The sequence below is a fragment of the Kitasatospora papulosa genome, from assembly GCF_000717245.1.
Lineage (GTDB): Bacteria > Actinomycetota > Actinomycetes > Streptomycetales > Streptomycetaceae > Streptomyces > Streptomyces papulosus.
In genome coordinates this window covers 23,973-50,453 of record NZ_JNYQ01000007.1, presented here as the reverse complement: position 1 = coordinate 50,453, position 26,481 = coordinate 23,973, and the positions used below count along the sequence as shown (strand labels likewise).

At 72.9% G+C, this 26,481-nt stretch carries 23 protein-coding genes; 9 read left to right on the top strand and 14 right to left on the bottom strand.

Annotated features, from left to right (window positions below; genetic code table 11):
* Positions 1-12 precede the first annotated feature (12 nt).
* On the bottom strand, positions 13-606 hold the full coding sequence (locus IA22_RS34765) for a TetR/AcrR family transcriptional regulator (protein WP_051694820.1): 594 nt from the start codon (positions 604-606) through the stop codon (positions 13-15).
* 165 nt (positions 607-771) lie between these two features.
* Between IA22_RS34765 and IA22_RS0120300 the strand changes: the two genes are divergently transcribed.
* The gene (locus tag IA22_RS0120300; RefSeq protein WP_030124374.1) at positions 772-1,617 is read left to right on the top strand and encodes a nitroreductase family protein; all 846 of its coding nucleotides are present in this window, start codon (positions 772-774) and stop codon (positions 1,615-1,617) included.
* 49 nt (positions 1,618-1,666) lie between these two features.
* Here IA22_RS0120300 and IA22_RS0120295 read toward each other — a convergent pair whose 3' ends face one another.
* From IA22_RS0120295 to IA22_RS0120275, 5 genes are all read right to left on the bottom strand, one after another.
* Positions 1,667-2,923 (bottom strand): M20 family metallopeptidase, encoded by a 1,257-nt coding sequence (locus IA22_RS0120295; RefSeq protein ID WP_015579455.1) that lies wholly within the window; start codon positions 2,921-2,923, stop codon positions 1,667-1,669.
* A gap of 237 nt (positions 2,924-3,160) precedes the next feature.
* On the bottom strand, positions 3,161-3,817 hold the full coding sequence (locus IA22_RS0120290; protein ID WP_030124373.1) for a trimeric intracellular cation channel family protein: 657 nt from the start codon (positions 3,815-3,817) through the stop codon (positions 3,161-3,163).
* A 53-nt stretch (positions 3,818-3,870) separates the two neighbouring features.
* A complete protein-coding gene (locus tag IA22_RS0120285) occupies positions 3,871-4,722 on the bottom strand; it encodes an inositol monophosphatase family protein (protein ID WP_015579453.1) in 852 nt (283 codons plus the stop codon).
* A gap of 45 nt (positions 4,723-4,767) precedes the next feature.
* On the bottom strand, positions 4,768-6,573 hold the full coding sequence (locus IA22_RS0120280; RefSeq protein ID WP_030124372.1) for a gamma-glutamyltransferase family protein: 1,806 nt from the start codon (positions 6,571-6,573) through the stop codon (positions 4,768-4,770).
* A gap of 80 nt (positions 6,574-6,653) precedes the next feature.
* The gene (locus IA22_RS0120275; RefSeq protein ID WP_014153072.1) at positions 6,654-7,493 is read right to left on the bottom strand and encodes a maleylpyruvate isomerase family mycothiol-dependent enzyme; all 840 of its coding nucleotides are present in this window, start codon (positions 7,491-7,493) and stop codon (positions 6,654-6,656) included.
* Positions 7,494-7,771: 278 nt separating this feature from the next.
* Between IA22_RS0120275 and IA22_RS0120270 the strand changes: the two genes are divergently transcribed.
* Entirely contained in the window at positions 7,772-8,836 is a 1,065-nt protein-coding gene (locus IA22_RS0120270) for a lipoate-protein ligase LplAB (protein ID WP_030124371.1), read from the top strand.
* A gap of 135 nt (positions 8,837-8,971) precedes the next feature.
* On the opposite strand, the gene IA22_RS0120265 is transcribed toward IA22_RS0120270, so the two are convergent.
* The 3 genes from IA22_RS0120265 to IA22_RS0120255 form a co-directional block, all read right to left on the bottom strand.
* Complete coding sequence (locus IA22_RS0120265; protein ID WP_015579449.1) at positions 8,972-11,191, bottom strand: NADP-dependent isocitrate dehydrogenase; 2,220 nt, start codon at positions 11,189-11,191, stop codon at positions 8,972-8,974.
* A gap of 99 nt (positions 11,192-11,290) precedes the next feature.
* Positions 11,291-11,983: a response regulator gene (locus tag IA22_RS0120260; RefSeq protein ID WP_015579448.1), complete on the bottom strand. Its 693-nt coding sequence runs from the start codon at positions 11,981-11,983 to the stop codon at positions 11,291-11,293.
* Positions 11,980-13,119, bottom strand: a complete 1,140-nt coding sequence (locus tag IA22_RS0120255) for a sensor histidine kinase (RefSeq protein WP_030124369.1) — start codon at positions 13,117-13,119, stop codon at positions 11,980-11,982. The genes IA22_RS0120260 and IA22_RS0120255 overlap by 4 nt, the downstream gene beginning before the upstream one ends.
* A 168-nt stretch (positions 13,120-13,287) precedes the next feature.
* Between IA22_RS0120255 and IA22_RS0120250 the strand changes: the two genes are divergently transcribed.
* Both IA22_RS0120250 and IA22_RS0120245 read left to right on the top strand, forming a co-directional pair.
* The gene (locus IA22_RS0120250; protein ID WP_030124368.1) at positions 13,288-14,268 is read left to right on the top strand and encodes a carboxymuconolactone decarboxylase family protein; all 981 of its coding nucleotides are present in this window, start codon (positions 13,288-13,290) and stop codon (positions 14,266-14,268) included.
* On the top strand, positions 14,265-15,074 hold the full coding sequence (locus tag IA22_RS0120245; protein ID WP_030124367.1) for a class I SAM-dependent methyltransferase: 810 nt from the start codon (positions 14,265-14,267) through the stop codon (positions 15,072-15,074). The genes IA22_RS0120250 and IA22_RS0120245 overlap by 4 nt, the downstream gene beginning before the upstream one ends.
* Here IA22_RS0120245 and IA22_RS0120240 read toward each other — a convergent pair.
* A complete protein-coding gene (locus IA22_RS0120240) occupies positions 15,052-16,533 on the bottom strand; it encodes an amidase (RefSeq protein WP_015579444.1) in 1,482 nt (493 codons plus the stop codon). The two genes, IA22_RS0120245 and IA22_RS0120240, sit on opposite strands and share 23 nt — an antisense overlap.
* A gap of 235 nt (positions 16,534-16,768) precedes the next feature.
* On the bottom strand, positions 16,769-17,128 hold the full coding sequence (locus IA22_RS0120235; RefSeq protein WP_014153080.1) for a hypothetical protein: 360 nt from the start codon (positions 17,126-17,128) through the stop codon (positions 16,769-16,771).
* Positions 17,129-17,325: 197 nt separating this feature from the next.
* Here IA22_RS0120235 and IA22_RS0120230 point away from each other — a divergent pair, with 197 nt between their 5' ends.
* The 3 genes from IA22_RS0120230 to IA22_RS0120220 all read left to right on the top strand — a co-directional run bounded on the left by IA22_RS0120230 (position 17,326) and on the right by IA22_RS0120220 (position 21,920).
* Complete coding sequence (locus tag IA22_RS0120230) at positions 17,326-18,096, top strand: hypothetical protein (protein WP_014153081.1); 771 nt, start codon at positions 17,326-17,328, stop codon at positions 18,094-18,096.
* Between the two features lie 63 nt (positions 18,097-18,159).
* The gene (locus tag IA22_RS0120225) at positions 18,160-20,091 is read left to right on the top strand and encodes an ABC transporter ATP-binding protein (protein WP_030124366.1); all 1,932 of its coding nucleotides are present in this window, start codon (positions 18,160-18,162) and stop codon (positions 20,089-20,091) included.
* Positions 20,088-21,920 (top strand): ABC transporter ATP-binding protein, encoded by a 1,833-nt coding sequence (locus IA22_RS0120220; protein ID WP_030124365.1) that lies wholly within the window; start codon positions 20,088-20,090, stop codon positions 21,918-21,920. Before IA22_RS0120225 ends, IA22_RS0120220 begins: the two co-directional genes overlap by 4 nt.
* Before the next feature lie 52 nt (positions 21,921-21,972).
* Here IA22_RS0120220 and IA22_RS34175 read toward each other — a convergent pair whose 3' ends face one another.
* Positions 21,973-23,163: an FUSC family protein gene (locus IA22_RS34175; RefSeq protein ID WP_245229590.1), complete on the bottom strand. Its 1,191-nt coding sequence runs from the start codon at positions 23,161-23,163 to the stop codon at positions 21,973-21,975.
* Positions 23,164-23,510: 347 nt separating this feature from the next.
* Between IA22_RS34175 and IA22_RS0120210 the strand changes: the two genes are divergently transcribed.
* The gene (locus IA22_RS0120210) at positions 23,511-23,984 is read left to right on the top strand and encodes an SRPBCC family protein (protein WP_014153085.1); all 474 of its coding nucleotides are present in this window, start codon (positions 23,511-23,513) and stop codon (positions 23,982-23,984) included.
* Positions 23,985-24,046: 62 nt separating this feature from the next.
* Complete coding sequence (locus IA22_RS0120205; protein ID WP_014153086.1) at positions 24,047-25,666, top strand: phytoene desaturase family protein; 1,620 nt, start codon at positions 24,047-24,049, stop codon at positions 25,664-25,666.
* Between the two features lie 74 nt (positions 25,667-25,740).
* On the opposite strand, the gene IA22_RS0120200 is transcribed toward IA22_RS0120205, so the two are convergent.
* Both IA22_RS0120200 and IA22_RS0120195 read right to left on the bottom strand, forming a co-directional pair.
* A complete protein-coding gene (locus IA22_RS0120200; protein WP_014153087.1) occupies positions 25,741-25,953 on the bottom strand; it encodes a cold-shock protein in 213 nt (70 codons plus the stop codon).
* A 257-nt stretch (positions 25,954-26,210) separates the two neighbouring features.
* On the bottom strand, positions 26,211-26,438 hold the full coding sequence (locus IA22_RS0120195; protein WP_014153088.1) for a hypervirulence associated TUDOR domain-containing protein: 228 nt from the start codon (positions 26,436-26,438) through the stop codon (positions 26,211-26,213).
* Positions 26,439-26,481 lie beyond the last annotated feature (43 nt).

The window sequence follows — 26,481 nt, the reverse complement described above, 5'->3', positions numbered from 1 at the left end:
CACCGCACGGCGTCACCGCACCGCCATGAAGGCGGACGCCTTTCGGTACAGGGCGATCAGGGCGGCACCGTCGCCGGCGCCCCGTGCGATCCACTCGTCCAGCGCGGCCCGGAAGACGGTGAGGGCGGTCGCGACCGTCACACGGGTCCGCAGCAGGTCCTCGGGACGGGCACCGTCGTGCTCGGAGAGGCGCCGCACGACCAGGTCCACGCACTCGGCGTCGTAGTGCTGCGCGATGCGGCGCAGGGCCGGGTCGTGGGAAGTGAGGCGTCGCACACGCAGCATCCGCACCATCCACGCCTCCCCGCACGACTCGGCCAGCAGGTGGGCGATGGCGTCCTCGACGGCGACGGGTGTGAGGGGCCCGCCCGAGGCGCGCTCGCAGAGCGCGTCGCCGATGAGTTCGTCGAACCGCTTCGCGCTCCTGAAGGCCGCTTCCTCCTTGTTCACCCCGTAGCGGTAGAAGGTCCGGGCCGAGACGTCCGCCCCTGCGGCGATGTCGTCGCAGGTCGTCGCCTCATAGCCGGCTTCCTCGAAGAGGTCGATCGCCGCTGCCTCGATCTCCGCCTCGGTGGCCTGTCGTCGCCTGTCTCGAAGTGTGGACACACGAAGTATTCTACCGCCGCCATTCTGGCAGTCGACTGCCATTATGCTGGGTACTGCCATATGGTCATCGCTGTGCCATTGATGCCCGGGTGAGGCCGCTCACCCTTGCCCGACCTGGCGAGACCTGAACCCGATTCATGCGAACCGAAGCGAAAGAGGCGTGCTGTGACGACGGACGAACAGCGACAGGAACTGCTGGACCTGCGGTACGGCAAGGGCAACGGCCCGGACAAGATCCTGTGGAACGAACAGATCGAAGGGCTCCTCCGGCACCGGTCCGTACGCGCCTACCTGCCCGACCCGCTGCCCGAGGGTGCGGTCGAGACGCTGGTCGCGGCGGCCCAGTCGGCGTCGACGTCCTCGAACCTCCACCAGTGGAGCGTGGTGGCGGTCAGCGATCCCGAGCTGAAGGCACGGATCGCCGAGACGACACGGATGCACTCGATCGGCATGGGCAACCCGTACATCAACGAGGCGCCGGTCTTCCTGCTCTGGATAGCGGATCTCTCACGCAGCCACGCGATCACCACCGAGGCCGGCGGCAGGGCGGAGGTCCTCGAACACCTCGACGCCTTCCTCACGTCGTCCCTGGACGCGGCACTCGCCGCCCAGAACGCCGCGGTCGCCGCGGAGTCGCTCGGCCTGGGGACGGTGTACATCGGCGCCAGCCGCAACCGGGCCGAGGAGCTCGCCGAGCTGATCGACCTGCCGCCGTTCAGCTTCGTCGCGTTCGGCCTCGTCGTGGGCCGGCCCGACCCCGAGCGCCCCACCCTGGTGCGGCCGCGCCCCTCCCAGGACATGGTGCTGCACCACGACCGCTACGGGACGGGCGCGTGGAAGAGCGCGGCCGAGGTCTACGAGACCGTGTTCCAGCAGTGGCGCGAGGACTCCGGGATGAGGGAGAAGACCTGGAAGGACGCGGTCGCCTTCTCCTCCGGCGACGTGGCCGTCATGGACGGCCGGGAGAACCTGCGGGCGACCGTCCAGGAACGCGGCTTCGAGCTCAGGTAGCAGGCGGCCGTCGTCCTCGCGGACGTGCGGCGGCGGCCCCTGGCCCGGCTCAGCTCTCGAGCCAGGCCAGGGAGGCCACCACCAGGGCGCTGACGCCGGTGTCGAGGGTCGGCTGCACGACGGGGGCGAAGGTGGCGCTGTGGTTGACGGGGATGTCCTGGGAGACGGTCCCCTTCCTTTCGGCTTCGGCGTAGCGTTCCGGATCGATCCCGCCGATCGCCCAGTAGGTGAACGGCACTCCGAACGCCTGCGGGATCTCGCTCATGTCCTCGCTGGCGGTCTGCAGTTCGACGGTGTGCGCGTCGTCGCCGAAGTACGCGGTGAACGCCTCCCCGACGCGCCGGGTCGGTTCCTCGTCGTTGACGGTGGGAGGGAAGGACGAGATCCGCTCGATCTCGGGCTCCTCGGGTGAGCGCGACGCCTGGCACTCGGCTTCGACGATCCGCTCGATCGCGTCCAGGACCTGGGTGCGCGTGACGTCGTCGTAGGTGCGGACGTTGAGCTCGATGACGGCCCGGTCGGGGATCACGTTGGGGCCGCTGCCCGCGTGGATGCTGCCCACCGTCAGGACCGCGGGGGTGGTGGCGGCCAGTTCCCGGGATACGACGGTCTGCAGGCGCACGACGATCGTCGCGGCCAGCACCACGGGGTCGACCGCGGACTGGGGCATGGACCCGTGCGCACCGCGACCGTGGACGGTGATCCGCAGGCTGTCCGCGGCGGAGAGGAAGGATCCCGGACGTGTGCCGACGTAGCCCGCGGGATAGGGCAGGACGTGCTGCGCGAGCACGACGTCGGGGCGTGGCGCCTTGTCGGTGAGGCCGTCCCCGATCATGGCCTCGGCACCGTCGCCGTTCTCCTCCGACGGCTGGAAGAGCGCCACGAAGGTGCCGTGCCAGGCGTCCCGGTGGTCAGCCAGTAGCTGGGCGCAGCCGATCAGACAGGTCACGTGCACGTCGTGTCCGCAGGCGTGCATGACCGGTTGTTCGTCGCCGTTGCGGTCGGTGGCCGTCGCGGTGGAGGCATAGGGAAGGCCGGTCCGTTCGCGCACCGGCAAGGCGTCCATGTCCGCCCGGGCCATGACGACCGGGCCGGTCCCGTTCACCAGCACGCCGAGGACGCCGGTGCCGCCGATCCCTTCGGTGACGTCGTAACCGGCGTCCCGCAGGGCGTCGGCGGCCTTCTTCGCCGTGCGGTCCTCGCCGAGGCCGAGTTCGGGGTGCCGGTGCAGGTCCCGGTAGAGGTCCTCGAGGCTGGAGCGGATGCTGCCGAGGCCGTCCAGTACGGTCCGCGCGGGGTCGGCCACGGCACTCTCCTCGCAGGCGTGGTGGGGACGGTCCGTCGGGGTCCGAGCCACGCCGGAGCTCCGGGCACCCGAGGTCCGAGCCTAGTCACGGCCCCGCACCCGGCCACCCGGCCGGAGCCGGGAGGCCCTGGGAGGGGGTGCAGCGGAGTCACGTCGCCCGTGCGGCGGAAGGGCCACCTCACCGGTGCGCGACGGACCGCTCCCGATGGGCCGGGCGGACGAACCCGTGGGACCGGCTCACCCGCCGGCTTCGTCCGGCCCTCCGCGCCCGCGGGTCTCGGGAGGTTCCGGCGCGTTGAGACCGTAACGCAGGCCGAGCACGCGGATCAGGAAGCACAGGGTTGCCGCTCCCAGGGCGGCCGGCAGGCCGTACACCCCCGTCTCGACCGCGGCGACGGTCACCGCGGCGCCCACCAGCGCCGGGATGGCGTACAGACCGGTGCTCAGCACCGTCGGAATCCGGCGGACGAGCACGTCCCGGATCGTTCCCCCGCCCACGGCGGTGATGACTCCCAGCAGGACCGCGGGCGCGAATCCGAGCCCGGAGTCCAGGGCCGTGCTCGCACCGATGACCGCGAAGGCACTCAGACCGACGGCGTCGAGCACGATGATCGGCGTCTCGATCCGGCGCAGGTGCCTGCTGAGGGTGAAAGCGAGCAGTCCGCCGACGGCGGCCAGGGTGTAGTAGCGCCAGTCCAGGAGCGTCGCCGGTGGCAGCGAATCGATCAGGACGTCACGGATGAAGCCGCCGCCCAGCGCGGTGATCATTCCGAGGACGACCACACCGACCACGTCCAGCCGTGCGGCACGCACCGCTGTCAGCGCCCCGTTCAGCCCGAACGCGAACGTACCGGCGAGATCCAGGGCGAGCAACGGAGCGGGTTCGGAACTCATACCTGCCTGCATACCGCGCGCGGCCGCGGCCGTCGCGGCGGGAAGGCTCCGGCTCAGCCCTGACGGCCGGCCCGCAGCGCGTCGAGGATCCGCCCGGCGGTCGCCTCGTCCCTGGCGGCGGTGAAGGGCAGGTCGTTCCCGCCGGTGATACGGAACGGGGCGCCGGAGAGCGTCGACTGGGTCCCGCCCGCCTCGGTGACGAGGAGCAGCCCCGCCGCGTGGTCCCAGGCGAACTCCCAGTTGAAGGCCACAGCGTCCTGCGCCCCGCAGGCGACGGCGAGGTACTCCAGGCCGGCCGATCCGCAGGCCCGGGCGTCGATGCCCTCGGTGCGCAGGCCGAGCAGGGCACGCTTCTGGGCGTCGGAGGTGTAGTCGGGGTGGGACATGGCCACCTTGAGCGCGGCGCCGGGGGCGGGCGAACCGCTGTGCAGGGCCGTGCCGTTGAGCGTGGCACCCCGGCCCCGCACGGCGACGGCGATCTCGTCGAGGACGGGTGCGTACGTCCACGAGGCGTACACCTCGCCGTGCCGGGCGAGGGCCACCAGGGTGCAGAAGCCGGGTTCGCCGCGGACGAACTGGCGGGTGCCGTCGACCGGGTCGACGATCCACACGGGTGCGTCGCCGCCGAGGGCGTCGTAGACGGCGGGGTCGGCGTGCACGGCCTCCTCGCCGACGACGACCGAGCCGGGAAGCAGCCGGGTCAGCGACGCGGTGAGGTGCTCCTCGGCGAGCCGGTCGGCGGCGGTGACCAGGTCGTGGGGGCCGCTCTTCTCGACGATCTCGTGCGCGGCCAGCTGGCGGTAGCGCGGGAGGATCTCGGCGGCGGCCGCCGCCCGGACCGCCCTCTCGACCTCGGCAGTCGCCCCGGCGTGCCCGGCGGTCCCGTACAGGAAGTCATCGATCATGGCTCCAGCTAAGCACGGTCCGCCGGGGCCGCCACGGGCAGGTGGTCAGCGGCCGACGGCGTACCCCTGCATCCCCCGGGGGTTCGCGGCGGCGGACAGGACACCGGTCCCGGGGTCCCGGGCGACCACGCACATACGGCCCTCGGACCACGGGGCGCCCACCGTGACGTCATGGCCGCGCCGGCGCAGCTCCTCGACGACTCCGGGGGCCATCCCCTCCTCGACGGTGACGCTCCCCGGACGCATCCCGCGCGGGAAGAAGGAGCCGGGGAAGCTGTCGTTGTGCCAGTTCGGGGCGTCGATGGCGCCCTGGAGGTCGAGGCCGCCTCGGACCCGCTCCCGCAGCGCCACGGCGAGGAAGAAGTGCAGCTGCCACTGGTCCTGCTGGTCGCCGCCGGGAGTGCCGAACGCCATGACGGGGACGCCGTCGCGCAGGGCGAGGGACGGGGTCAGCGTGGTGCGCGGGCGCCGGCCGGGGGTCAGTGTGTTCGGCAGGCCCTCGTCGAGCCAGGCCATCTGCAGCCGGGTGCCGAGCGGGAAGCCCAGCTCGGGTACCACGGGGTTGGACTGGAGCCAGCCGCCGCTCGGTGTGGCGGCGACCATGTTCCCCCAGCGGTCGACGACGTCGAGGTGGCAGGTGTCGCCGCGGGTCGCGCCGTTCTCGGCGACGGTCGGCTCGCCCGCTCCCGCCACCGGGATTCCCGTGGCGTCGAAGCCGGACGCGCCGGTGGCGACGGCCCGGACGTGCGCGGCGAGGACCGGGGCGCGCCCTCCGGGGCTGCCCGGGCGCAGCTCCAGGGAGGCGGTGTCCCCGACCAGGGCGCGGCGCTCGTCGTTGTAGGCGTCGGAGAGCAGGACGCCGACGGGTACCTCGGCGGCGTCGCCGTACCACGCCTCGCGGTCGGCCATGGCGAGCTTGCAGCCTTCGACGAGCAGGTGGACGTACTCGGCCGAGCCGTACGCCGGGAGTTGCGCCGGGAGCAGCGCGAGTTGCTGGAGGAGGACGGGGCCCCGGCTCCAGCCGCCCGCCTTGGCCAGCGTCCAGCCGTTCCAGTCGTAGGTGGCGGGAGCCTCGTACGTCGCGGACCAGCCCGCCAGGTCTGCGGCGGTGAGGGTGCCGGTGTGGCGGGTCCCGCTGGTGTCCATGGTGGGGACGGCGGCCTGGCGGACGAGCGCCTCGGCTATGAAGCCGGTGCGCCAGATCTCGCGGGCGGCCTCGATCTGGGCGACACGGTCCTCGCCGCCCTTCTCCTCCGCCTCGGCCGTCAGACGGCGCCAGGTCGCGGCGAGGGCCGGGTTGCGGAACAGGGTGCCGGGCTCGGGCGCCTTCCCGCCGGGGAGGTAGACCTCGGCGGAGGTGGGCCACTCGCTCTCGAACAGCTCGCGGACCGTCTCCACGGTGCGGCCGACACGTTCCACCGGGGCGTGGCCGTCCTCGGCGTATCCGACGGCGTACCGCAGGACCTCGGCGAGGGACTTGGTCCCGTGGTCGCGCAGCAGCAGCATCCAGGCGTCGAAGGCGCCCGGCACGGCGGCGGCGAGCGGACCGGTGCCGGGGACCAGGTCGAGGCCGAGCGAGCGGTAGTGCGCGGCGGACGCTCCGGCGGGGGCGGGGCCCTGGCCGCACAGCACCCGCACGTCGCCGTCCTTGGGCGCGAGGATCATAGGGACCTCGCCGGCCGGACCGTTGAGGTGGGGTTCGACGACGTGCAGGACGAAGCCGGCGGCGACGGCCGCGTCGTAGGCGTTGCCGCCGGTCTCCAGGACCGCCATCGCGGACTGCGAGGCGAGCCAGTGGGTGGAGGACACCATGCCGAAGGTGCCCTGAAGCGTGGGACGGGTGGTGAACACGGGTACTGCTCCTTGCTGCGGCGTTCCGGTGGGGCCTTGCGGATCGTGCGGACCGGGGCGGGAGAGGAGATCCGCCGTTCTCACGGAGCCGTGAAGTACTCCGGGAAACGCGGCCCCAGCCACGGCCTGCGTCCCCACGCGAGGACCCGCCCGCGGGCCATGGCCCCCGCCGGTGAGCAACGGCCGAGCGCCATCAGCAGGAACGTCACGGGCTCGATGGAGATCGTGCAGTCCGGCCGGTCCGGGAACGCGTGGCCCACGGTCGCCGTACCGTCGGTGAACGTCACCCCGAACCGGCCGCCGCCCCACAGCCGGACCGCGTAACGGGCGTTGAGCCCTGCCGTGGCGGCGGCGTCGGTCACCCGCGGCATGGCCTCGAGAAGGAACGGCAGCGTCAGCCTGGCCCGGGCCCGGTCGACCATGTGCGGACGCTTCAGCGCGCGGGCCAGGTCGACGCCGTGTCCCAGCATGTGCGTCAGGAGGTAGGAGCCGAGGACGACCCGGTTCATCGGGCCCATCGGCGTCAGCAGCGTCTCCTCCGCGGGGTGCGAGGCCACCGCCTCCAGGTACGCCTCGGTCCGGGTCACGATCATCGCGGCCAGGGGGTCCGCCCGCCGCTCGGCGAACGCGTCGAGGGCCTGCTCGTTGGCTGCGGCGATGCCTTCGGGGGTTCCGTCGCCGTGGCGCCGCGGCCGCCCCGCCGCCACGTCCGCCATCAGCTCGTTGGCCTGTGCGAGGTGCGCGGCCAGCTCCCCCACCGTCCACACCAGACCCGGCACGGCCGCACCGGTGTCCGGGGCACGACGCAACAGCTGCGCGATCTCCTCGGCCGTGGCGCGCAGCGCGTCGGCCAGCCCTTCGGGCAGTCGCCCGGGGCACACGCTCCGGTCGTCCCGCTCCTGGTCCGTCTCCGGGCCCATCTCGCCACCGCTTCCTCGCACGCGGCCCGTCACCCGGGCCCGCCGCCCGCGCCTGTGTCCTGCGGGTACACAAGAACAGTTCGAACAGCTCCCCGGCAAGGGGCGGGTGTGCGGAAGCGCGCCCGGGCCTCGTCCCGGCCACCGGGCTCACCCACGGCGCCGCGTGGCCGCCGGTCATGAGCGAGCGTTAAGGTGCGAGGCGATGTATGTGCGCGTATTTCCGGATCGCGAGCAACAGGCTCGGATCCCTGCGCGCGCACGGGAAGGGGACCGAAGCCGTGCATGGCGAGTACAAGGTGCCCGGCGGCAAGCTCGTCGTCGTGGATCTGGACGTACGGGAAGGCGTGCTGCGTGACGTACGCGTCGCCGGGGACTTCTTCCTGGAGCCCGACGAGGCGATCCACTCGATCAACGGGGCGCTGGAGGGCGCCCCTTCCTCGACGGACGCCGCGGGCCTGGCGGCCCGGATCACGGCGGCGCTGCCGGAGTCGGCCGTCATGCTGGGGCTCACCGCCGAGGGAGTCGGCGTCGCCGTTCGGCGGGCGCTGGCCCACGCGACCGAATGGAGCGACTTCGACTGGCAGTTGGTGCACGTGGGGCCGCAGGCCCCGGCCCTGCACATGGCACTGGACGAGGTCCTCACCGCCGAGGTGGCGGCCGGACGACGGGCGCCCACCCTGCGGGTGTGGGAGTGGGCCTCGCCCGCCGTGGTCATCGGCAGCTTCCAGTCACTGCGCAACGAGGTGGACCCCGACGGCGCGGCCAGGCACGGGATGACCGTGGTGCGCAGGATCTCCGGCGGCGGGGCGATGTTCGTGGAACCCATGAGCACCATCACCTACTCGCTGTCCGTGCCGGAGTCGCTGGTGTCCGGCCTCACCTTCGCCGACAGTTACGCCTACCTCGACGACTGGGTCCTGGGCGCGCTCGGCGACATGGGAATCAAGGCCTGGTACCAGCCCCTCAACGACATCGCCACCGACGCGGGCAAGATCGCCGGCGCAGCCCAGAAGCGGATGGTGGGACCCGACGGCGGCCCGGGAGCCGTGCTGCACCACGTGACCATGTCGTACGACATCGACGCCGACAAGATGCTGGAGGTCCTGCGCATCGGCAAGGAGAAGATGTCCGACAAGGGCACCAGGAGCGCCAAGAAGCGCGTCGACCCGCTCCGCCGCCAGACCGGCCTCGCCCGCGAACAGGTGATCGAGCACATGATCGCCTCCTTCCGCGGCCGCTACGGGCTGACCACCGGCCAGGTCACCACGGACGAACTGGCCCGGGCGGAGGAACTGGTGCAGACGAAGTTCGCCACGGAGGAGTGGACCGCGCGGGTGCCGTAGCCGACCGGCCGCGGGGCGAGCGGGATTCCGTCCCCGCGCGTCGTCGGCGGGGTCCGGGCGCGTCCGGACGTGCGACCGCCCCGGCGGGCGGGGTGCCTGCCGGGGCGGTCGTACGTGCGGGGTGCGGCCCGGGGATCAGCCCAGGGTCGCGATGGCCTTGTTGAAGGTGGCCGACGGACGCATGACGGCCTCCGCCTTCGCCGGGTCGGGCTGGTAGTAGCCGCCGATGTCGGCCGGCTTGCCCTGGACGGCGATCAGCTCGTCGACGATGGTCCGCTCCTGCTCGGCCAGCGTCTTGGCGAGCGGCCCGAACGCCTCGGCGAGCGCGGCGTCGTCGGTCTGCCGCGCCAGCTCCTGGGCCCAGTAGAGCGCCAGGTAGAAGTGGCTGCCGCGGTTGTCGATGCCGCCGAGCTTGCGGCTCGGGGACTTGTCCTCGTTGAGGAAGGTGCCGGTCGCCCGGTCCAGGGTGTCACCGAGCACCCGGGCGCGCGCGTTGCCCGTGGTGGTCGCGAGGTGCTCGAAGCTGACCGCGAGCGCGAGGAACTCGCCCAGGCTGTCCCAGCGCAGGTAGTCCTCCTTGACCAGCTGCTGGACGTGCTTGGGCGCGGAGCCGCCGGCGCCGGTCTCGAACAGTCCGCCGCCGTTCATCAGCGGGACGACGGAGAGCATCTTCGCGCTGGTGCCCAGCTCGAGGATCGGGAACAGGTCGGTGAGGTAGTCACGCAGCACGTTGCCGGTGACCGAGATGGTGTCCTCACCGCGGCGGATGCGCTCCAGGGAGAACGCCGTGGCCTCCTCCGGCGTGCGGATGGAGATGTCCAGGCCGTCGGTGTCGTGCTCGGCCAGGTAGGTGTTGACCTTGGCGATGAGGTTGGCGTCGTGGGCACGGCCCTCGTCGAGCCAGAACACGGCCGGGTTGCCGGTCGCGCGGGCGCGCGTGACGGCGAGCTTGACCCAGTCCTGGATCGGCAGGTCCTTGGTCTGGCACATGCGGAAGATGTCACCGGCACCGACGGCCTGCTCCAGGAGGACGTCGCCCTTGCCGTCGACGACCCGCACCGTGCCGGTGGTGGGGACCTCGAAGGTCTTGTCGTGGCTGCCGTACTCCTCGGCCTTCTGCGCCATCAGACCGACGTTGGGCACGGAGCCCATGGTCGACGGGTCGAAGGCGCCGTTGGCGCGGCAGTCGTCGATGACGACCTGGTAGACACCGGCGTAGCTGCTGTCGGGGAGGACCGCGATGGTGTCGGCCTCGTTGCCGTCCGGGCCCCACATGTGGCCGGAGGTGCGGATCATGGCCGGCATGGACGCGTCGACGATGACGTCGCTCGGCACGTGCAGGTTGGTGATGCCCTTGTCGGAGTCGACCATCGCCAGGGCGGGGCCCTCGGCGAGCTCGGCCTCGAAGGACGCCTTGATCTCGGCGCCGGCGTCCACGGAGTCGAGGCCCTTGAGGATGCCGCCGAGGCCGTCGTTCGGGGTCAGGCCGGCCGCCGCGAGCACGTCGCCGTACTTGGCGAACGTGTTCGGGAAGAAGGCGCGGACGACGTGGCCGAAGATGATCGGGTCGGAGACCTTCATCATCGTGGCCTTCAGGTGCACGGAGAACAGGACGTCCTCGGCCTTGGCGCGCGCGACCTGGGCGGTGAAGAACTCACGCAGCGCGGCGACCCGCATGACGGCGGCGTCCACGACCTCGCCCGCGAGGACGGGTACGGACTCGCGCAGCACGGTGGTGGTGCCGTCGTCGCCCGCGAGCTCGATGCGCAGCGAACCGGCCTCACCGATCACGACGGACTTCTCCGTCGAGCGGAAGTCGTCGACGCCCATGGTGGCGACGTTCGTCTTCGAGTCGGCGCTCCAGGCACCCATGCGGTGCGGGTGGGCCTTGGCGTAGTTCTTGACCGAGGCGGGGGCGCGGCGGTCGGAGTTGCCCTCACGCAGGACGGGGTTGACCGCACTGCCCTTGACCTTGTCGTACCGCGCGCGGACGTCCTTGTCCTCGTCGGTCCGCGGGTCGTCCGGGTAGTCCGGAAGCGCGTAGCCCTGCGCCTGGAGCTCTGCGATCGCGGCCTTCAGCTGCGGGATCGAGGCAGAGATGTTGGGCAGCTTGATGATGTTCGCGCCGGGAGTCCTGGCCAGCTCGCCGAGCTCGGCGAGCGCGTCATCGATACGCTGGCCGGCCTCGAGACGCTCCGGGAAGCCGGCGATGATCCGTCCCGCCAGGGAGATGTCGCGGCGTTCCACCGTGACACCCGCGGTCGAGGCGTAGGCCTCGATGACGGGCAGGAACGAGTACGTCGCCAGGGCAGGGGCCTCGTCGGTGTGCGTATAGATGATGGTCGAGTCAGTCACCGGGTGCTCCGCTCCACGTCTGCAACATTGCTTGACATCAAGATATCTCCTGACCGGTCCCCTCTCCACAGTGGCCCGCGCTCATCGCGGCGGAACCGGTCACTCCTGTCCGGCGGGCCCCGGAGCGCCGGGGGGTCTGCTCGCCTCGACCAGCCCGGACTCGTACGCGAAGACGACCAGCTGGGCGCGGTCACGGGCGCGCAGCTTGGTCATGGCACGGCTGATGTGGGTCTTCGCCGTGAGGGGGCTGACCACCATGTGGACGGCGATCTCGTCGTTGGTCAGTCCCCGGGCGGCCAGCGCCGTGGCCTCGCGCTCACGCCGGGTGAGTGTCTCCAGGCCCGGGGCGGTGGCACGGTCCGGCGGCCGGGAGACGAAAGCGCCGATGAGCCGGCGGGTGACGGCGGGCGAGAGCAGGGCCTCACCGCCGGCCGCCACCTCGACGGCGCGGAGCAGCTCGGCCGGTTCGGTGTCCTTGAGCAGGAACCCGGCGGCCCCGGCCCGCAGGGCGTCGAAGACGTACTCGTCGAGTCCGTAGTTGGTGAGGATGACCACGTGGACCCGGGCGAGGGCGGGATCGGCCGCGATCGCGCGGGTGGCGTCGATGCCCGTCATGACGGGCATCTGCACGTCCATGAGCACCACGTCCGGGACGTACGCGCGGACCAGTTCCACGGCCGCCCGTCCGTCGGCGGCCTCCCCGACCACCTCGATGCCCTCCTCGGCGTCCAGCAGGGCACGGAATCCGGCCCGCATGAGCGCCTGGTCGTCGACGATCCCGACGCGGATCATCCTGAGGCCGCCGTCCGGGGCGCCAGCGGCAGCTCCGCGCGGACCGAGAACCCTCCTCGGGCGGCGGGCGCCGCGGCGAGGGTGCCGCCGAGGGCGGTGACGCGCTCGCGCATGCCGGTCAGGCCGGTGCCGGGGGTGACCCGGTCACCGGGGAGGCAGGGGCCGTCGTCGTCGACCAGCACGACGAGCGCCGTGTCCGCGTAGGTGAGCCGCACGGACGTCCCCGCCCGGTCCGCGTGCCGAGCGACGTTGGTGAGGGCCTCCTGCACGATGCGGTAGGCGGCGCCGTCGACCTCGGCCGGGAGGCGCCGGACGTCACCCTCCACGTGGACGGTCAGCTCGATGCCCGCGGCCCTGGCCCGCCCGGCGAGCTCGTCCATCCGGGCGAGGCCGGTCCGGGGGTCCACCACGTCCGTGCGGAGCACCTCCAGCGTGGACCGGAGTTCCCGCATCGCCTCGCCGCTCGCCTCCTGGATGGCCAGGAGCGCCGGTTCCACCTCGGCGCCCCGCTTGCGGGCGAGGTGGACGGCGACACCGGCCTGGAGCTTCACGATCGAGATGGAGTGGGTGAGCGAGTCGTGGAGCTCGCGGGCGATGCGCAGCCTCTCCTCACCGGCGCGACGCAGGGCGGCCTCCTCCCGGGTCCGTTCGGCGTCCAGGGCGCGTTGCTCGGTCTGGCGCAGATAGGCCTGCCAGTTCTTGTCGATCAGGCCGGTGACACCGGCGCACAGGAACCAGCCCGCGAGGAGCAGCACGCGCTCCACGGTGTCCTGGAGGCCCGGCACGGAGACGAGCAGCACCACGGAGTAGGCGACGAGGAACACCGCTCCCACCCCGGCCGCCTGGGCGCGGTACCCGTTGCGGGCGGCCGCGTGGACGGCCACCACCACGGGCAGCGCCACCCAGCTCCCCGGCTGGGCGTGGACGGCGTACCCGAACATGCAGAGCGTGGTGACGCCGAGCACGAGGCGCGGGGCCCGGCGGTGCGCGGCGAGCGCGAGGGAACCCACCGCGACGAGCAGCACGTCGAGAGCGCCGGGTGAGGACGCCAGGCAGGCCGCCGTGACGACGGCGGCCCCCACCGCCGCCGCGCCCGCTGTGTCCAGCACTGTCCGCCGGTCGATGTCCCCCCGCATGAGCGGCACGGTAACTCCCCCGCGCCGGTGGGCGCGTCGTCCTGGAGGACGGGGTGCCGGCTGCTCCCGGGGAAGTAGTGCGGGCGGGCAGCGCTCCTCCGGGGGCAGCCACGGCTGTCGCCCGCCGTACGAAGCCCCGGACGGACGGCGCGGGGCAGCATCGTCGCCATGACCGGACCTTTCCGTTACACCTCGCCCGAACCGCCCCAGTCCGCCACCGGAGAGGTGGCGGACGTCTACACGCAGCTGGCCGCCGACTTCGGTATCAGGAACGCCTCGACGTTCGTCGTCCTGTCCGCCTCCCCTCCCCTTCTCACCGCCACCTGGGCGCTGATGCGGGAGTCCCTGCTCGCCGGCCGCGCCTCCCGCACCGGGAAGGAGCTGGTGGCCGCCGGGGTCTCGCTGGCCAACCGGTGCCCGTTCTGCGCGACCGCGCACGCGGTCCTGCTGCACGCCACCGGCGATCACCGGCTCGCCGAGACCGTGCTGCGGGGCGACGAACCGGAGGACCCCGGCGAGCGCGGGCTGCTCGCCTGGGGCAAGGACATGAGCGGGCCGCCGCCGTTCCCGGCGCACGAGACGGACGAGTACGTGGGGACGGCCCTCGCCTTCCACTTCATCAACCGGGTGGTCTCCTCGCTGCTGTCCGAACAGATGCTGCCCGGCGGTGTGGAGAAGTACCGGCTGGTGCGGAGCACCGCGGGCCGCTCGCTGGCCGCCACCGTGCGCCGCGACCTGACACCCGGCACCTCCCTGCCGCTGCTCGGCACGGCCGGCGAGCCGCCCGCGTGGGCGGCGGAGGGCCCGGTGGGCACGGCCTACGGTGCGCTGCGCACGGCCGCGCACCAGGGAGCGGGCCTGCTGAGCACGCGGGACGCCGCGTTCGTACGGGAGTCGGTGGCGGGCTGGGACGGTGTCACCCCGCTGCCCCTGTCCGCGCCGCTGCCGGAGAGGGCGGACCGGCCGGGGGCCCGGCTCGCGCTGCTCGCGGCACGGGCCCCCTACCGGATCACCGACGAGGACGTAGCGGCCTGGCGTGTTCCGCCGTCCACGGATCACTGCCTGGTCCATCTGGTCGCTTTCGGTGCGATCCTCGCCGTCGAGCGCGTGGAGGCGCTCCTGCGGACTCCCGCCGGGGAGCTGTCGTGAAGGCGGCCGAGGCGTGGAACGGGTCTCTCGGCCGCCACTGGGCCGCTCACGCCGACCGGTACGACGCGATGCTGGCGCCCTTCGACGCGGCCCTCTTCGACGCCGCGGCCATCGGCGTCCTCGACCGGGTCCTGGACATCGGGTGCGGCACGGGCGGGACGAGCCGGGCGGCCGCGCGGCTCGCCGCACGGGGCCGGGTGACGGGCGTCGACGTCTCGGAGCCCCTCGTCGCCCGCGCCCGCGCCCTGAGCGCTCACCTGCGGGACGGCGCGGTGACCTTCGAAGTGGGGGACGCCCAGGCGCATCCCTTCGGACCGGGCGGCTTCGACGTCGCGATCAGCCGGGGAGGGGTGATGTTCTTCGCCGACCCGGTGGCCGCGTTCACGCACATCGGTGAGGCCCTGCGCCCCGGGGGCCGTCTGGCGTTCGTCTGCCCCCGTCCCGCCCCGCCGGGCGGCGGTGAACGTGAGGCGCTGACGCGCCTGGCCTCCCTGGTGGGCGGGGACCATGCGGTGGACACCTCGGTGGCGGCGGCCATGGCGTCCCTGTCGGATCCGGAGCGGACCGGGGTGGTACTGGAGGCGGCGGGTTTCGAGGGCGTGTCCGTACGCCCGGTGTCCGCCGCGACCCGCTGGGGCGCGGACGCTGCGGACGCGGCGGACTTCTTCCTGTCACGCAAGCAGGGGCCCCCGGTCACGGACGGGATCCGCGCCGCGGCGGCGGACGTCTTCCGGCCCTACGAGACTCCGGAGGGCGTCCTGCTGGAGGCCGGCACCTGGGTGGTCACCGCCCGCCGTCCGTACTGAGCTCCGGCGGGCGGTGCTCGTACCAGCGGCGGTCGGCCTCCAGTTGGGCGGCGAGCGAGACGAGCAGGGCCTCGCTGCGGGACGGGCCGAGGAGCTGGGCGCCCAGGGGCAGGCCGTCGCGGGTGAAGCCTGCCGGGACGTTGACGCCCGGCCAACCGAGGACGTTCCAGGGCCAGGCGTAGGGGCAGGCCGAGGTCATCGCGAGGTCGGTGCGCCAGGCACTGAGGTGGTCGAAGGCCCCGACCCGCGGGGGCGGGGCCGCCGTGGTCGGGGTAAGCAGCACGTCGTATCCGGGGCCGCCGCGGGCGGTGTCGAAGAAGGCGCCGATCCTGGCGTGCTGACGCACCTCCCGCGCGCGGGCGGCCCGCACGACGCGGCCGCCGAGACGGGTCCCGGTGCGCAGGGCGCTGCGGGTGCGCGGATCCAGGAGCCCGGGTTCGGGGTGCAGCGCGGCGAGCTCGGCGATGCCCGCCGTGGCCCGGGGCACGAAGGAAAGGCCGATCAGCCCGTAGCGGGGTCGTGCCTCCTCGACGTGGTGGCCGAGCCGGGCGAGGGCTTCGGCGAGCTCGGTGACAGCCCGCACGACCTCCGGATGGGGGGCGTTGCGCGTGAGGGTGAGCGGTGGCCGCAGGGACAGGCCGATGCGCAGCCTGCCCGGGTCGCGGCGGGCCGCGGCGGAGGCGTCGACGGCAGGCGGGCGGTGCGGGTCACCGGGGTGCGGTCCCGCCGCGGCGTCCAGGAGGAGTGCGGCGTCGGCGACGGTACGGGCGAGCGGGCCGTTGACCGTGAGGCCCTGGAAGGCGTCGCTGTGGGGGTGGACGGAGATCCGGCCCCGCTGCGGCTTGATGCCGACGAGGTGGGTCCAGGCGGCGGGGATACGGATGGAGCCCGCACCGTCCGAACCCAGTGCGGCAGGGACGAGTCCGGCGGCCACGGCCGCCGCTGAACCGCCGGACGAGCCGCCCGGGGTGTGAGCGGTGCTCCAGGGGTTGCGGGTGGCGCCGAACGCCGGCCCCTCGGTGAACGCCCACTGCCCCAGCTCGCAGGAGTTGGTCTTGCCGACGACGACGGCCCCGGCGGCCCTGAGCCTGCGGACGGCCTCGCTGTCGGCCGTCGCGGGCGGCAGTACGCCGTCGCAGCCGAAGTAGGTGGGCATGCCCGCGACGTCGGTGTCGTCCTTGACCGCGACCGGTACCCCGAGCAGGGGGAGCCGCTCCCCCGCGTCGAGCCGGCGGTCGGCCTCCGCGGCCTCGGCGAGTGCGGCCTCCGTGCGCAGGTGCCGGAAGGCGTTGAGGGTGCCCCCGCTCGCCTCGATGCGTGCGAGCGCATCGGCGACCGTGCGGGACGAGGTCGTCCCGCCCTCGGCCAGCTCCCGGGCGCAGTCCACCAGCCCGGCCGGAACCGCGGGTTCCGTGGGCCGCGCCGGTCCGGGCCGCTCCGTGGGGTCTGCTGAGGACATCGCCACCGCCTCCTCGCGTCCGCCGGAACACCGGCCCCGGGGTCCGCCACGGGGGTCCGCCCGAGCGGTTCTACTGGAGAGTAACGAGGCGTCGGGGCCCGCTCAAGCACCCCGCGCGGATCGGCTTCCGTCTCCCCCGCCCGCGAGGGGGGGACGAGGGGGACCGGGGAGCCGGGCACCCGACGGGCGGGACCACGGCGACGTCCCGCACGAGCGAGGTGCCCGGCCTCCGGGACTACGGGCGCACGTGGATCTCGCCGATCCCCGTACCGAGGCCCGCACAGTGGGCGGTCGACTGACCGGACTCGCCCGGCCTCAGCGTGACGTGCTCACCGTCCACGTCGGGTGACCAGCCGCAGACCAGGTGCACCCAGAAGGTCCGGGTGGCGGATCCGTCGTTCCTGCAGAGCGCGTACCCGGTGTAGTCGTCGATCGCGTGCTTGCCGGTGTCGCACGACAGGCCGGGCGGAATCGCGGCGGCGGGTGCGACGGCCACCGCCGCGGTGGCCGGAACGGCGAGCGCGACGGTCAGACCGGTGACGGCCGTCCCCCTGACCAGTGCGCGGACGGCGTTCCCCATGGACAGCTTCTTCATGTCTCCCCTTGGTTCCGGTGAGTTCCGGTGATCTTCAGGGCTGCTCTCCCCCACCGTCCGTAGCCGAAAACAGCGCCGAACCTCACCCTCCGTACTCCAGGTCCGCCGGGCAGGCAACCCCGCGCGGGCGTACGCTCGCCAGGAGGGGTGAATTCCTCCCCAGAAGGCGCTGAACAGGGACGTTCCGAGGAGGCGCGGTGACAGGACAGCGCATCGCCACACGGGCCGCCGCCTGCGCGGCGGTCGCCCTGCTCGCCGTCACCGGCGGCACTGTCGGCACGGTGGCGCAGGCGGACGACGACATCGAATCGCTCCCCGCCCAGCAGATCGCCGACCGTTCACGTGACGCCCTGCTGGACGTCGGGTCCCTGCATCTGCGTGCGCGGGGCGACCTGGGGAAGGACCGGTCCCCGATGACCGTCGACCTCGGCCTGGACCGGAGCGGCAACTGCGCGGGCGGAGTCGACCTGGGCGAGGGCAAGGGCAAGGTGGAGATCATCAAGCACGGCGACTCGGTCTGGGTGAAACCGGACGCGGACTTCTGGGAGAACCAGGTCCCGGTCGGCGGCTCCACCTTCGAGTCCGTCCTCGCCGGGCGCTACCTGAAGGGTTCGGCGTCGGACTCGAGGCTGCGGCCCGTGGTGGACGCGTGCGACCTGGACACCTTTCAGAAACTGGTCTCCGACAACGCCGACTCGAACGCGGGGACCTTCACCAAGGGGAAGGTGACGACGGTCGACGGCGTCCGCACCGTCCCCGTCACCAGAACACTGCACGGGCAGGAGCTGACGGCGTACGTGGACACCGGAGGCGAGAACCGCCCGGTGCGGATCACCGTGCGCGGTGACGGCGCGGACGCGGTCGTCGACTTCTCCGCCTTCGACAAGCCGGTCCCCACGGCCACGCCGTCCGCGGACGACACCGTGGACGTCAGCGCCGTGCTCGGCCGGGGCCCGGCGCAGTCCTGACGGAGTTCTGTCGGGCCGGCCCCGTGTCCGGGCACGGCGGCCGGCCCGGGCCGGGTCGGCACGATGCGTTCGCCCCCGCCGCCACGCGGCCTTGACAAGTCCACGGCGAGCGAAAAGCATGACACCGATGATCTCCACTCGCAGGCACCGCGGCGCACGACCGACGGCCGGTGGGCGTGGAACACCGGCTCCCCGCACACCCGATGGTGCGAGGTGAGCGAAGGGCCGGACCCGCGTACGTACGCGCACCGGGTCCCCGACACCGATCCCGGGGAACCGGATCACCGCGGCCCGGCGCGTTTCCTGTGGTGGCTGGTGACGAGGCAGCGCGGCCGGGTCCTTCTGGGAGCCCTGTGGGGCAGCTCCTGGATGTGCGCGCTGATGCTGCCGCCGTACCTCATGGCACAGGCGGTCGACCGCGGCCTCAGGGCAGGAGACAAGGGGCAACTGGTCCTGTGGGTGTCGGCCCTCCTCACGGTCGGCGCGCTCATCGCCGTCCTCGGCATCCTGCGCCACCGCACGATGACCCTGATCCGGGTCGACGCCGCGTACCGCACGGTGCAGGTCGTCGTCAGGCAGGTCACCCGGCTCGGCGCGGCTCTGCCGGGCAAGGTGTCCGCTGGTGAATTGACGCATCTGCAGGCCGGGGACACGAGCCGGATCGCACAGACCCTGACCGTCACCGGGCCGGGTGTGGGCGCGGTGATCGCCTACTCCGCGGCCGCCGTGCTGCTGTTCCGCATCTCCGCACCGCTGGCGCTCGTGGTACTGCTCGGCGTCCCCCTGCTGGCCGTGACCGTCGGCCCGCTGATGCAGAGGCTGCACGGCGCCGAAGGGACCTACCGGCAGAAGCAGGGGGACCTCACCGCCCAGGCGGTGGACGTCGTCACCGGCCTGCACGTGCTGAACGGCGTCGGAGGGAAGCCGGTGCTCGCCCGCCGCTACCGCGAACGGTCCCAGGCCCTGCTCGCCGACGGGTACCGCGTCGCCTCGCTCACCAGCTGGGTGCAGGCCCTGGGCGCCTGTCTGCCGGTCCTCTTCCTGGCCCTCGTCACCTGGATCGCCGCACGGATGGCGGCCGACGGCGCCATCACGGTCGGCGACCTGGTGGCCGTCTACGGTTACGTCGCCGCTCTCCTGGCCCCGGTGACGTTCTTCGTCGAGGGCGCGGACGACCTCCCCCGCGGACTCGTCTCCGCGCGACGGGTGACGGACGTCCTCGCGCTGACGCCCGACGTGGAGAGCCGGGAGACCCCGGTGCCCCCGCCGAGCGGTCCCGCCGACCTGCATGATCCGGCCTCCGGGCTGGTCGTTCCCGCCGGCAGGATGACGGCCCTGGTGAGCGCCCGGTCCGACGAGGCGCGCGCCGTGGTCGACCGGCTGGTCCGCTACACGGACTCCGACGTCACCTGGGGCGGCGTCCCGCTCTCCGGCGTGGATCTCGCGGAGGTGCGCCGTCGCATCCTCCTCGCCGGCAACGACGCCTACCTCTTCAGCGGTCCGGTGCGCGCGGCGGTCTCCGTGGGCGAGCACTCCGACGACGAGGTCGAGCGGGCGCTGCGCACCGCCGTGGCCGAGGACATCGTCGAGTCACGGCCCGGGGGCCTCGGCTCCCGTCTGAGCGACCGCGGCGCCGACGTGTCCGGTGGTCAGCGGCAGCGGCTGCGGCTCGTACGGGCGCTTCTCGCCGACCCCGAGATCCTGGTGCTGGCCGAGCCGACCTCGGCCCTGGACGCGCACACCGAGGCCACCGTCGCCGCCCGTGTCGAGGCCGCGCGGCGGGGGCGCACCACCCTCGTCGTCACCACGTCCCCGCTGGTCCTGGGCCACGCGAGCGGGGTGTCGCTGCTGGTGGACGGCCGGGTGGTGGCGGTGGGGACCCACGGTGAACTGCTCGCACGGCAGCCCCGTTACCGCGAGCTGGTCTTCCGCGACGCCGGCGCGGACCTGCCGTCCGTCCCGGTGTCCGACGCCCAGGAGGGAACGGGCCGATGAGCGCGTCACCGGAGACACCGCGCCTTCCCGTCGCCGACGGCGCGACCGGCCGCCGGGCGGTGCGGGCCCTGATCGAGGACGACGGGCGCGCGATGGCCGGCATCGTCCTCCTGACCTGCCTCGCCTCGCTCGCGGGCCTCGCGAGCCCATGGCTGCTGGGCGACATCGTCACCGGGGTCGAACAGGGTGACATCACCGCGTCCGAGGTCGACCTGCTGTCCCTCGGCGTACTCGGCTTCGCCGTGACCCAGCTGGTGCTGACCCGGTACGCCCGCTTCCACTCCCACCGGTTCGGCGAACGGGCCCTGGCACGGCTGCGGGAGGAGGTGCTCGACCGGACCCTCGCCCTGCCGGCCCGTGTGGTCGAACAGGTCGGCACCGGCGATCTCGTGACCCGTTCGTCCGTGGACGTCGCCACGGTGGCCTCCGCCCTGCGGAACGCGGCACCGGACGTGTTCCTCGCAGCCGTGCAGGCCCTCTTCATCTTCGCAGCGGTGTTCCTGCTGCATCCGCTGCTGGGGTTGTGCGCACTCGTCGGCATGCCCCTCGTGTGGTGGGCCGCCCGCTGGTACCTCGCCAGGGCCAGGGACGCCTATCTCACGGAGGGCGCGGCCGGTGCGGACGTCGCCGAGGCCCTGAACGCCACGGCCCAGGGTGCCCACACCGTGGAGGCGTTCGGCCTGGGCGCGGACCGGGTGCTCCACACGGACCAGGCCGTCGACGCGGCGTACCGAGCGGGCCGGCGCACCCTGTTCCTGCGTACGGTGCTGTTCCCGGTGACCGGTTTCGCGCACACTCTGCCCCTGACGCTGGTGCTCCTGGCCGGAGGGCTGGCCTACCTCGACGGTGCGGTCGACCTGGGCGTGGTGGTGGCGGGCGGCCTCTACATGTGGCAGCTGGTCGATCCCCTCGACCGCGCACTCACCTGGGTGGAGCAGCTCCAGCGCAGTGGGGCGTCCCTCGCCCGGATCGAGGGCGTCGGCCTGGTCACCGGCGAGACCGCCCCCGACACCCGCCGGCCGGCCGACGACCGCATCGAGGTCTCCCGGGTGCACTTCGCCTACTCGGGGACGCACGACGTGCTGGACGGCATCGACCTGACGGTGCGTCCCGGTGAGCGGCTGGCCCTGGTCGGCGCCTCGGGTGCGGGCAAGTCGACCCTGGGCAAGCTGCTGTCCGGCGTGGGAGCACCCCGTACGGGGACGGTCACCGTGGGCGGTGTCCCGGTGGCTGCCCTCTCCGCCGCGGGTGCCCTCGGCAACCGCATCGTGCTGATCACCCAGGAGCACCACGTGTTCCTGGGAACCCTGCGGGAGAACCTCGCGATCGCGGCGCCGGAGGCGGACGACCACGCCATGCTCGCGGCGCTCGCCCGGGTCGAGGCCGACTGGGCGGGGGAACTGGCGGAAGGACTGGAGACCCGTCTCGGGCCGGGCGGAGTGCGACTGGACGCCGCACAGGCTCAGCAGCTCACCCTGGCCCGGGTCGATCTCGCCGATCCGCACACACTGATCCTCGACGAGGCGACGGCGCTGCTCGACCCCATGACGGCACGGCAGGCCGAGCGTGCCATGGCCGCCGTACGCGCCGACCGCACGGTGATCTCCATTGCGCACCGTCTCCAGACGGCACACGATGCCGACCGGATCGCCGTCATGGAGGCCGGCCGGATCGTCGAGCTCGGTTCCCATGACGAACTCATCTCCGCGAACGGCGCGTACGCGGCTCTCTGGCGTTCGTGGAACGGCCGAGAACGGGAAGTGACGGCCGTCCATCCCTCCGCCGACGACGACGGTCATACGCCAGGAGGCATGTTTCCCCGCACCTAGCCGCGGGGCGACGCGGGGTCTCCTCATCGGCAGGTCCGCACGCGTCACCCGGTCAGGCAGCCGGGCGGGCGCCCCGGGGACCCGATGAGACGTCACGTGCCTGTGCCGGGGTGAGGGACAGCAGCAGCTGACGGATCTCGACGAGCAGCCCTCCGCTGACCACCGTGCGTGCGGGGTCCGCCTGCGTCTGCAGCCTGCCGAGCATCTGCTCGTACTGCCGCCATGCCTCGGCCGCCTGCCCGTGGCCGGGTTCCGCGTTGCCGCTTCCGGGGCACGCGAGCGCTTCGGCCTGTTCCTGGCACAGTCGTGACACGGCGTGGGTCAGCGCGGCGTAATCGTTGGTGAACCGGTCGGGCGGTGCGGAGAGGCCATGGGACCGGGCGGCCACGCCGGACAGCGTGCGGGTGAGTGCCGTGAGGTGGTGGACGACGCTCTGCCACCGGCGGTCGGTGTCCGGTGTCGGAGGAGGCGTGCGGTGGGGGCGGCGCAGACGCCGTCCCGGATTGAGACGCACGCTCTCGACGGTCTTGTGCCGCGCCTCGGAGACGGCTCGGACGCCGCGGTGAAGCCTGGTCGCACGGTCCTCCCACGCCTCCGCCTGACTCGGGCCCCACGGTTCCTCCAGGCCGTCCGCGATCGCTCGCAGCAGACCTGCGCATTCCATGGCCAGGGAGTGGAGGTTGGCGCAGACGTCGTTGAGACGCACGGGCGGCAGGACGAACGCATTGACCGAGAGGCCGATGACGGCGCCGATCAGCGTCTCCAGAAGGCGATGACCGATCTGCCCCGGCTGGTAGGAGCCGTAGGCGATCACGAACAACGCCGTCGTCGCGCCGTAGACACCCTGCGCACCCAGTCTTCGGTAGCCCGCTATGAGCATGAGCGGAGGCAGCGAGACGGCCATCGCCGGTAAGGTGCTGCCGCGCGTGAGGTACATCGCCGCCGAGGCCCACACGGCGCCGACGGAGATGATCACCATCTGCTGCACGCAGGCACGCAGTGACCGGTAGACCGTCGTGTCGACAAGGACCAGGGCCGTCCACGGGGCCATCAGAGCCATGGGGCTCTCGATCCAGAAGGCCGCCAGCGCCCAGGCCGCCATGGCCGCGCCGGCCGCCTTGAGTGCCTGGACAGCGGTCGCACGTTCGGGGCCGGAATGCCGCAGGGCCCTGCCCGTACTTCTTCGCACTGCCGCGAACTCGTATCCGGACTGCCGCCGGATCTTCCCCATGAGCTCGGGCACCGCCGACCCCTTTGTCTGCCGTATCGTCACCGACAGCTCACCTGGTTGCCCGTCAGGCACCCTTCATGCCTTCGCCCCGAGTCCCCCGCAGCGTGAGGGCGTGGGGGCACCGGACCGCGGCTTCGAGGAGTGTGTACGACGCGTGTAGCGGGTCGCCGCTGGTCCGAGGACGTACGAGGCGGCATCGTCTGCCGGGACGCGGCACTGTACGAACGTCCACAGCCCGGTGCCGTCAGGCAGCGGCCGAAGAGGCGGCGGTCGTTCCTCCCCGTGCGGCAGTGCGTAAGGGGACCTAGCGTGGGAACGCGCGGCGAGCGACGCGGCACTTCGAACAGCGGAGGGACGACATGGCCGTACGGCACCGCCTCATCAGGAGGACACCCGAGGACGTGTGGCGGGTCCTCTCCGACGCGGAACGCTACGGGGACTGGGTCGTCGGCACGGCACGCGCCGAGCCCGACGAGGGACGGTGGCCGGACGTGGGGGCGGCCCTCCGCTACGAGATCAGGCTCGGGCCCCTGACCCTGCACAACCGGACCGTCGTGCGGCGCAGCGAGCCGGCGTCCGTCCTCGAACTGGAGGCGGACAGCGGACGGCTGGGTACGGCGAGGATCGCCATGGAGCTGCGGCCCTGGGGAGGGAACACCCTGCTCATCTTCGACGAACACCCGCTGCGCGGAGCCGGGGGCGCTCTGCACAACGGCCTGCTGGAGGTGGCGCAGCAGGTGCGGCACCGCGCGATGCTCGGGCGCCTCGCCCACGTCTGCGAGGACGCGGACGTAGGCACGGACACGGGGCGTCCGCTGCCGCGCGCGACCTGAACCCGGCACCGGGACCAGCTGCCACACCCGTGCGGAACCGCGCACCGAGCCAGGAGCGAGTCATGCCGGACGCTGTAGTGATCGGGGCGGGCCCCAACGGGCTGGTCGCCGCCAACCTGCTGGCCGACGCGGGCTGGAGCGTGGAGGTCCTGGAGGCCCAGGACGAGCCCGGAGGCGCGGTCAGGCACGACCGTGGGGTCGACCCGGACTTCACCAGCGACCTCTTCAGCTCCTTCTACCCCCTCGCCGCCGCCTCCCCCGTGCTGGCCGGCCTGCGTCTGGAACGCGAGGGCCTGGAGTGGAGCCACGCGCCGAAGGTTCTGGCCCACCCGCTGCTGGACGGCCGCTGCGCGGTCCTCAGCCGCGATCCGGAGGAGACCGCCGCGAGCCTGGAGGCGTTCGCCCCAGGGGACGGAGCGGCGTGGCAGGAGCTGCGGGAGGTCTGGGAGAGGCTGCGGCCCGACATCCTCGACGCCCTGTTCACTCCCTTCCCTCCACTTCGCGCCGGGGCACGCCTCGCGCTACGGCTGCGCGCGGCCGGCGGGCTCCGGCTGGCCAGGACGATGGTGCTGCCGGTGCGGCGACTGGGCGAGGAGGAGTTCCGGGGCGAGGGCGGCAGGCTCCTGCTCGCGGGCAACGCCCTGCACGCGGACCTCGCCCCGGAATCGGCGGGCAGCGGGGGCTTCGGCTGGCTCATGTCCATGCTCGCCCAGACCTACGGCTTTCCCGTGCCCACGGGCGGCTCCGGGGCGCTCACCGGCGCGCTGGTCCGCCGCCTGGCACGCCGTGGCGGCAGCGTCCGCTGCGGGGAACAGGTCACCGAGGTCGTCGTACGCGGTGGACGGGCCGTCGGCGTCCGCACGGGGAGCGGCGAGGAGGTGGCTGCCCGCCGGGCGGTCCTGGCCGATGTGTCCGCGCCGGCCCTGTACGGCTCCCTGGTCCCCGAGCGGCACCTGCCCGGGCGGCTGCTCGGCGACCTGAAGCGTTTCCAGTGGGACTTCGCCACGTTCAAGGTCGACTGGGCGCTGAACGGCCCGGTGCCCTGGGCCTGCCCGGAGGCGGCGCACGCCGGAACCGTCCATCTGGCGGAGGGCGTCGACGGCCTCACCCGGTTCGCGGCGCAGATCGCCATGGGCCGCGTCCCCGACCGGCCCTTCGCCCTCTTCGGCCAGATGACCACGACCGACCCCGGCCGCTCACCCGGGGGAACCGAGTCCGCGTGGGCCTACACGCATGTACCGCACCGCGTGCGGGGGGACGCCGGGGACGAGGGGCTGTCCGGTTCCTGGGACGGCCGGGAGCAGGAGGTCATGGCCGACCGTGTCGAGGCGCAGGTCGAGCGGTACGCTCCCGGGTTCCGCGGCCTCATCAGGGCACGTCGCGTCCTCTCCCCGCCGACGATGGAGAGCATGGACGCGAACCTCCACGGCGGCGCCATCAACGGCGGCACCACGGCGATGCACCAGCAGTTGGTCTTCCGCCCCTCCCCGGGCACCGGCCGGCCGGAGACCCCTGTCCCCGGCCTCTACCTCGCCTCAGCCTCCGCGCACCCCGGTGGAGGAGTCCACGGGGCCCCCGGAGCCAACGCGGCGAGGGCGGCCCTGCGTGGACGGCACACCCGCCCCCTGTCCCATCTCCAGAACCGGCTCACCCACCGCGACCGCACCGGGCGGCGTCCCTGACGCACGCGCTCGGCCGGCCGCACCGGCGGTGGTGCCGGCCTGCTCGGCGCCGGTCCCGGCCCACGCTCCCAGGCTCAGCGAGGTGCCGAGATCTGTACCCGCTCGGCCTCGGGCCCGCGTCTGCGCTGGACGATGTCGAAGCTCACCGTCTGCCCCGCCACGAGCCCCACGGGACATGCCTCGACGATCGCCGAGAAGTGAACGATGATTTCGGGCCCGCCCGTACTGGGGCGGATGTATCCGTAACCCTTCTCGGCGCTGAATACCTGCACTGTTCCTTCGGCCATATGCATCTGCCCTTCAGAGACTTCTCTCCGGCGCGTGTGTATCCGCGGTCGGCCGGCCGCCGGGTCACCGACAATTCGCTGACGGCATATTAAGGCCCCTGCACGAGCAGTTACGCGGTACGCGGCACACGGTTCGCGGTCGCCGCCGCCACCCGGCGCCGGGCGTCACCCCAATGCCCTGCGGGCCGTGCCCACGGCTCATGGGTGAATACCGCCCCCGAGTGCCCGTCACCTCTCTTTCGTGGCGCGCTCCCCGCTCACGACGAGGAGCCCTTCCTGCGGAGCGAATCCGGTTCGTGCACCGCCCGGCGACCGGTCCTGTCACTCTCGACCTCGTACTGGGGCTCGTCCTTCGAGGCGTCAACAGTGCGGCCGGCGGCCTCGGTTCGCTCCGTGATCTTCCGCTTCACCTTCCCCTGCACGGAGTGCCCGTGGCTCTGCCAGGAGACGCTTTCGCCCTTCTTCAGGTTCTTCCTCTTGGTCATGACGCGCACGCTCCTTCCCGGTCGGCCGGTGTCACGACGCCAC

Coding starts and splice junctions, on each gene's coding strand:
- IA22_RS0120290 (WP_030124373.1), bottom strand. CDS start 3,817: ATGAGTTCCGAACCCGCTCCGTTGCTCGCCCTGGATCTCGCCGGTACG.
- IA22_RS0120285 (WP_015579453.1), bottom strand. CDS start 4,722: ATGATCGATGACTTCCTGTACGGGACCGCCGGGCACGCCGGGGCGACT.
- IA22_RS0120275 (WP_014153072.1), bottom strand. CDS start 7,493: ATGGGCCCGGAGACGGACCAGGAGCGGGACGACCGGAGCGTGTGCCCC.
- IA22_RS0120260 (WP_015579448.1), bottom strand. CDS start 11,983: ATGATCCGCGTCGGGATCGTCGACGACCAGGCGCTCATGCGGGCCGGA.
- IA22_RS0120255 (WP_030124369.1), bottom strand. CDS start 13,119: ATGCGGGGGGACATCGACCGGCGGACAGTGCTGGACACAGCGGGCGCG.
- IA22_RS0120250 (WP_030124368.1), top strand. CDS start 13,288: ATGACCGGACCTTTCCGTTACACCTCGCCCGAACCGCCCCAGTCCGCC.
- IA22_RS0120240 (WP_015579444.1), bottom strand. CDS start 16,533: ATGTCCTCAGCAGACCCCACGGAGCGGCCCGGACCGGCGCGGCCCACG.
- IA22_RS0120235 (WP_014153080.1), bottom strand. CDS start 17,128: ATGAAGAAGCTGTCCATGGGGAACGCCGTCCGCGCACTGGTCAGGGGG.
- IA22_RS0120225 (WP_030124366.1), top strand. CDS start 18,160: ATGCGTTCGCCCCCGCCGCCACGCGGCCTTGACAAGTCCACGGCGAGC.
- IA22_RS0120220 (WP_030124365.1), top strand. CDS start 20,088: ATGAGCGCGTCACCGGAGACACCGCGCCTTCCCGTCGCCGACGGCGCG.
- IA22_RS0120210 (WP_014153085.1), top strand. CDS start 23,511: ATGGCCGTACGGCACCGCCTCATCAGGAGGACACCCGAGGACGTGTGG.
- IA22_RS0120205 (WP_014153086.1), top strand. CDS start 24,047: ATGCCGGACGCTGTAGTGATCGGGGCGGGCCCCAACGGGCTGGTCGCC.
- IA22_RS0120200 (WP_014153087.1), bottom strand. CDS start 25,953: ATGGCCGAAGGAACAGTGCAGGTATTCAGCGCCGAGAAGGGTTACGGA.
- IA22_RS0120195 (WP_014153088.1), bottom strand. CDS start 26,438: ATGACCAAGAGGAAGAACCTGAAGAAGGGCGAAAGCGTCTCCTGGCAG.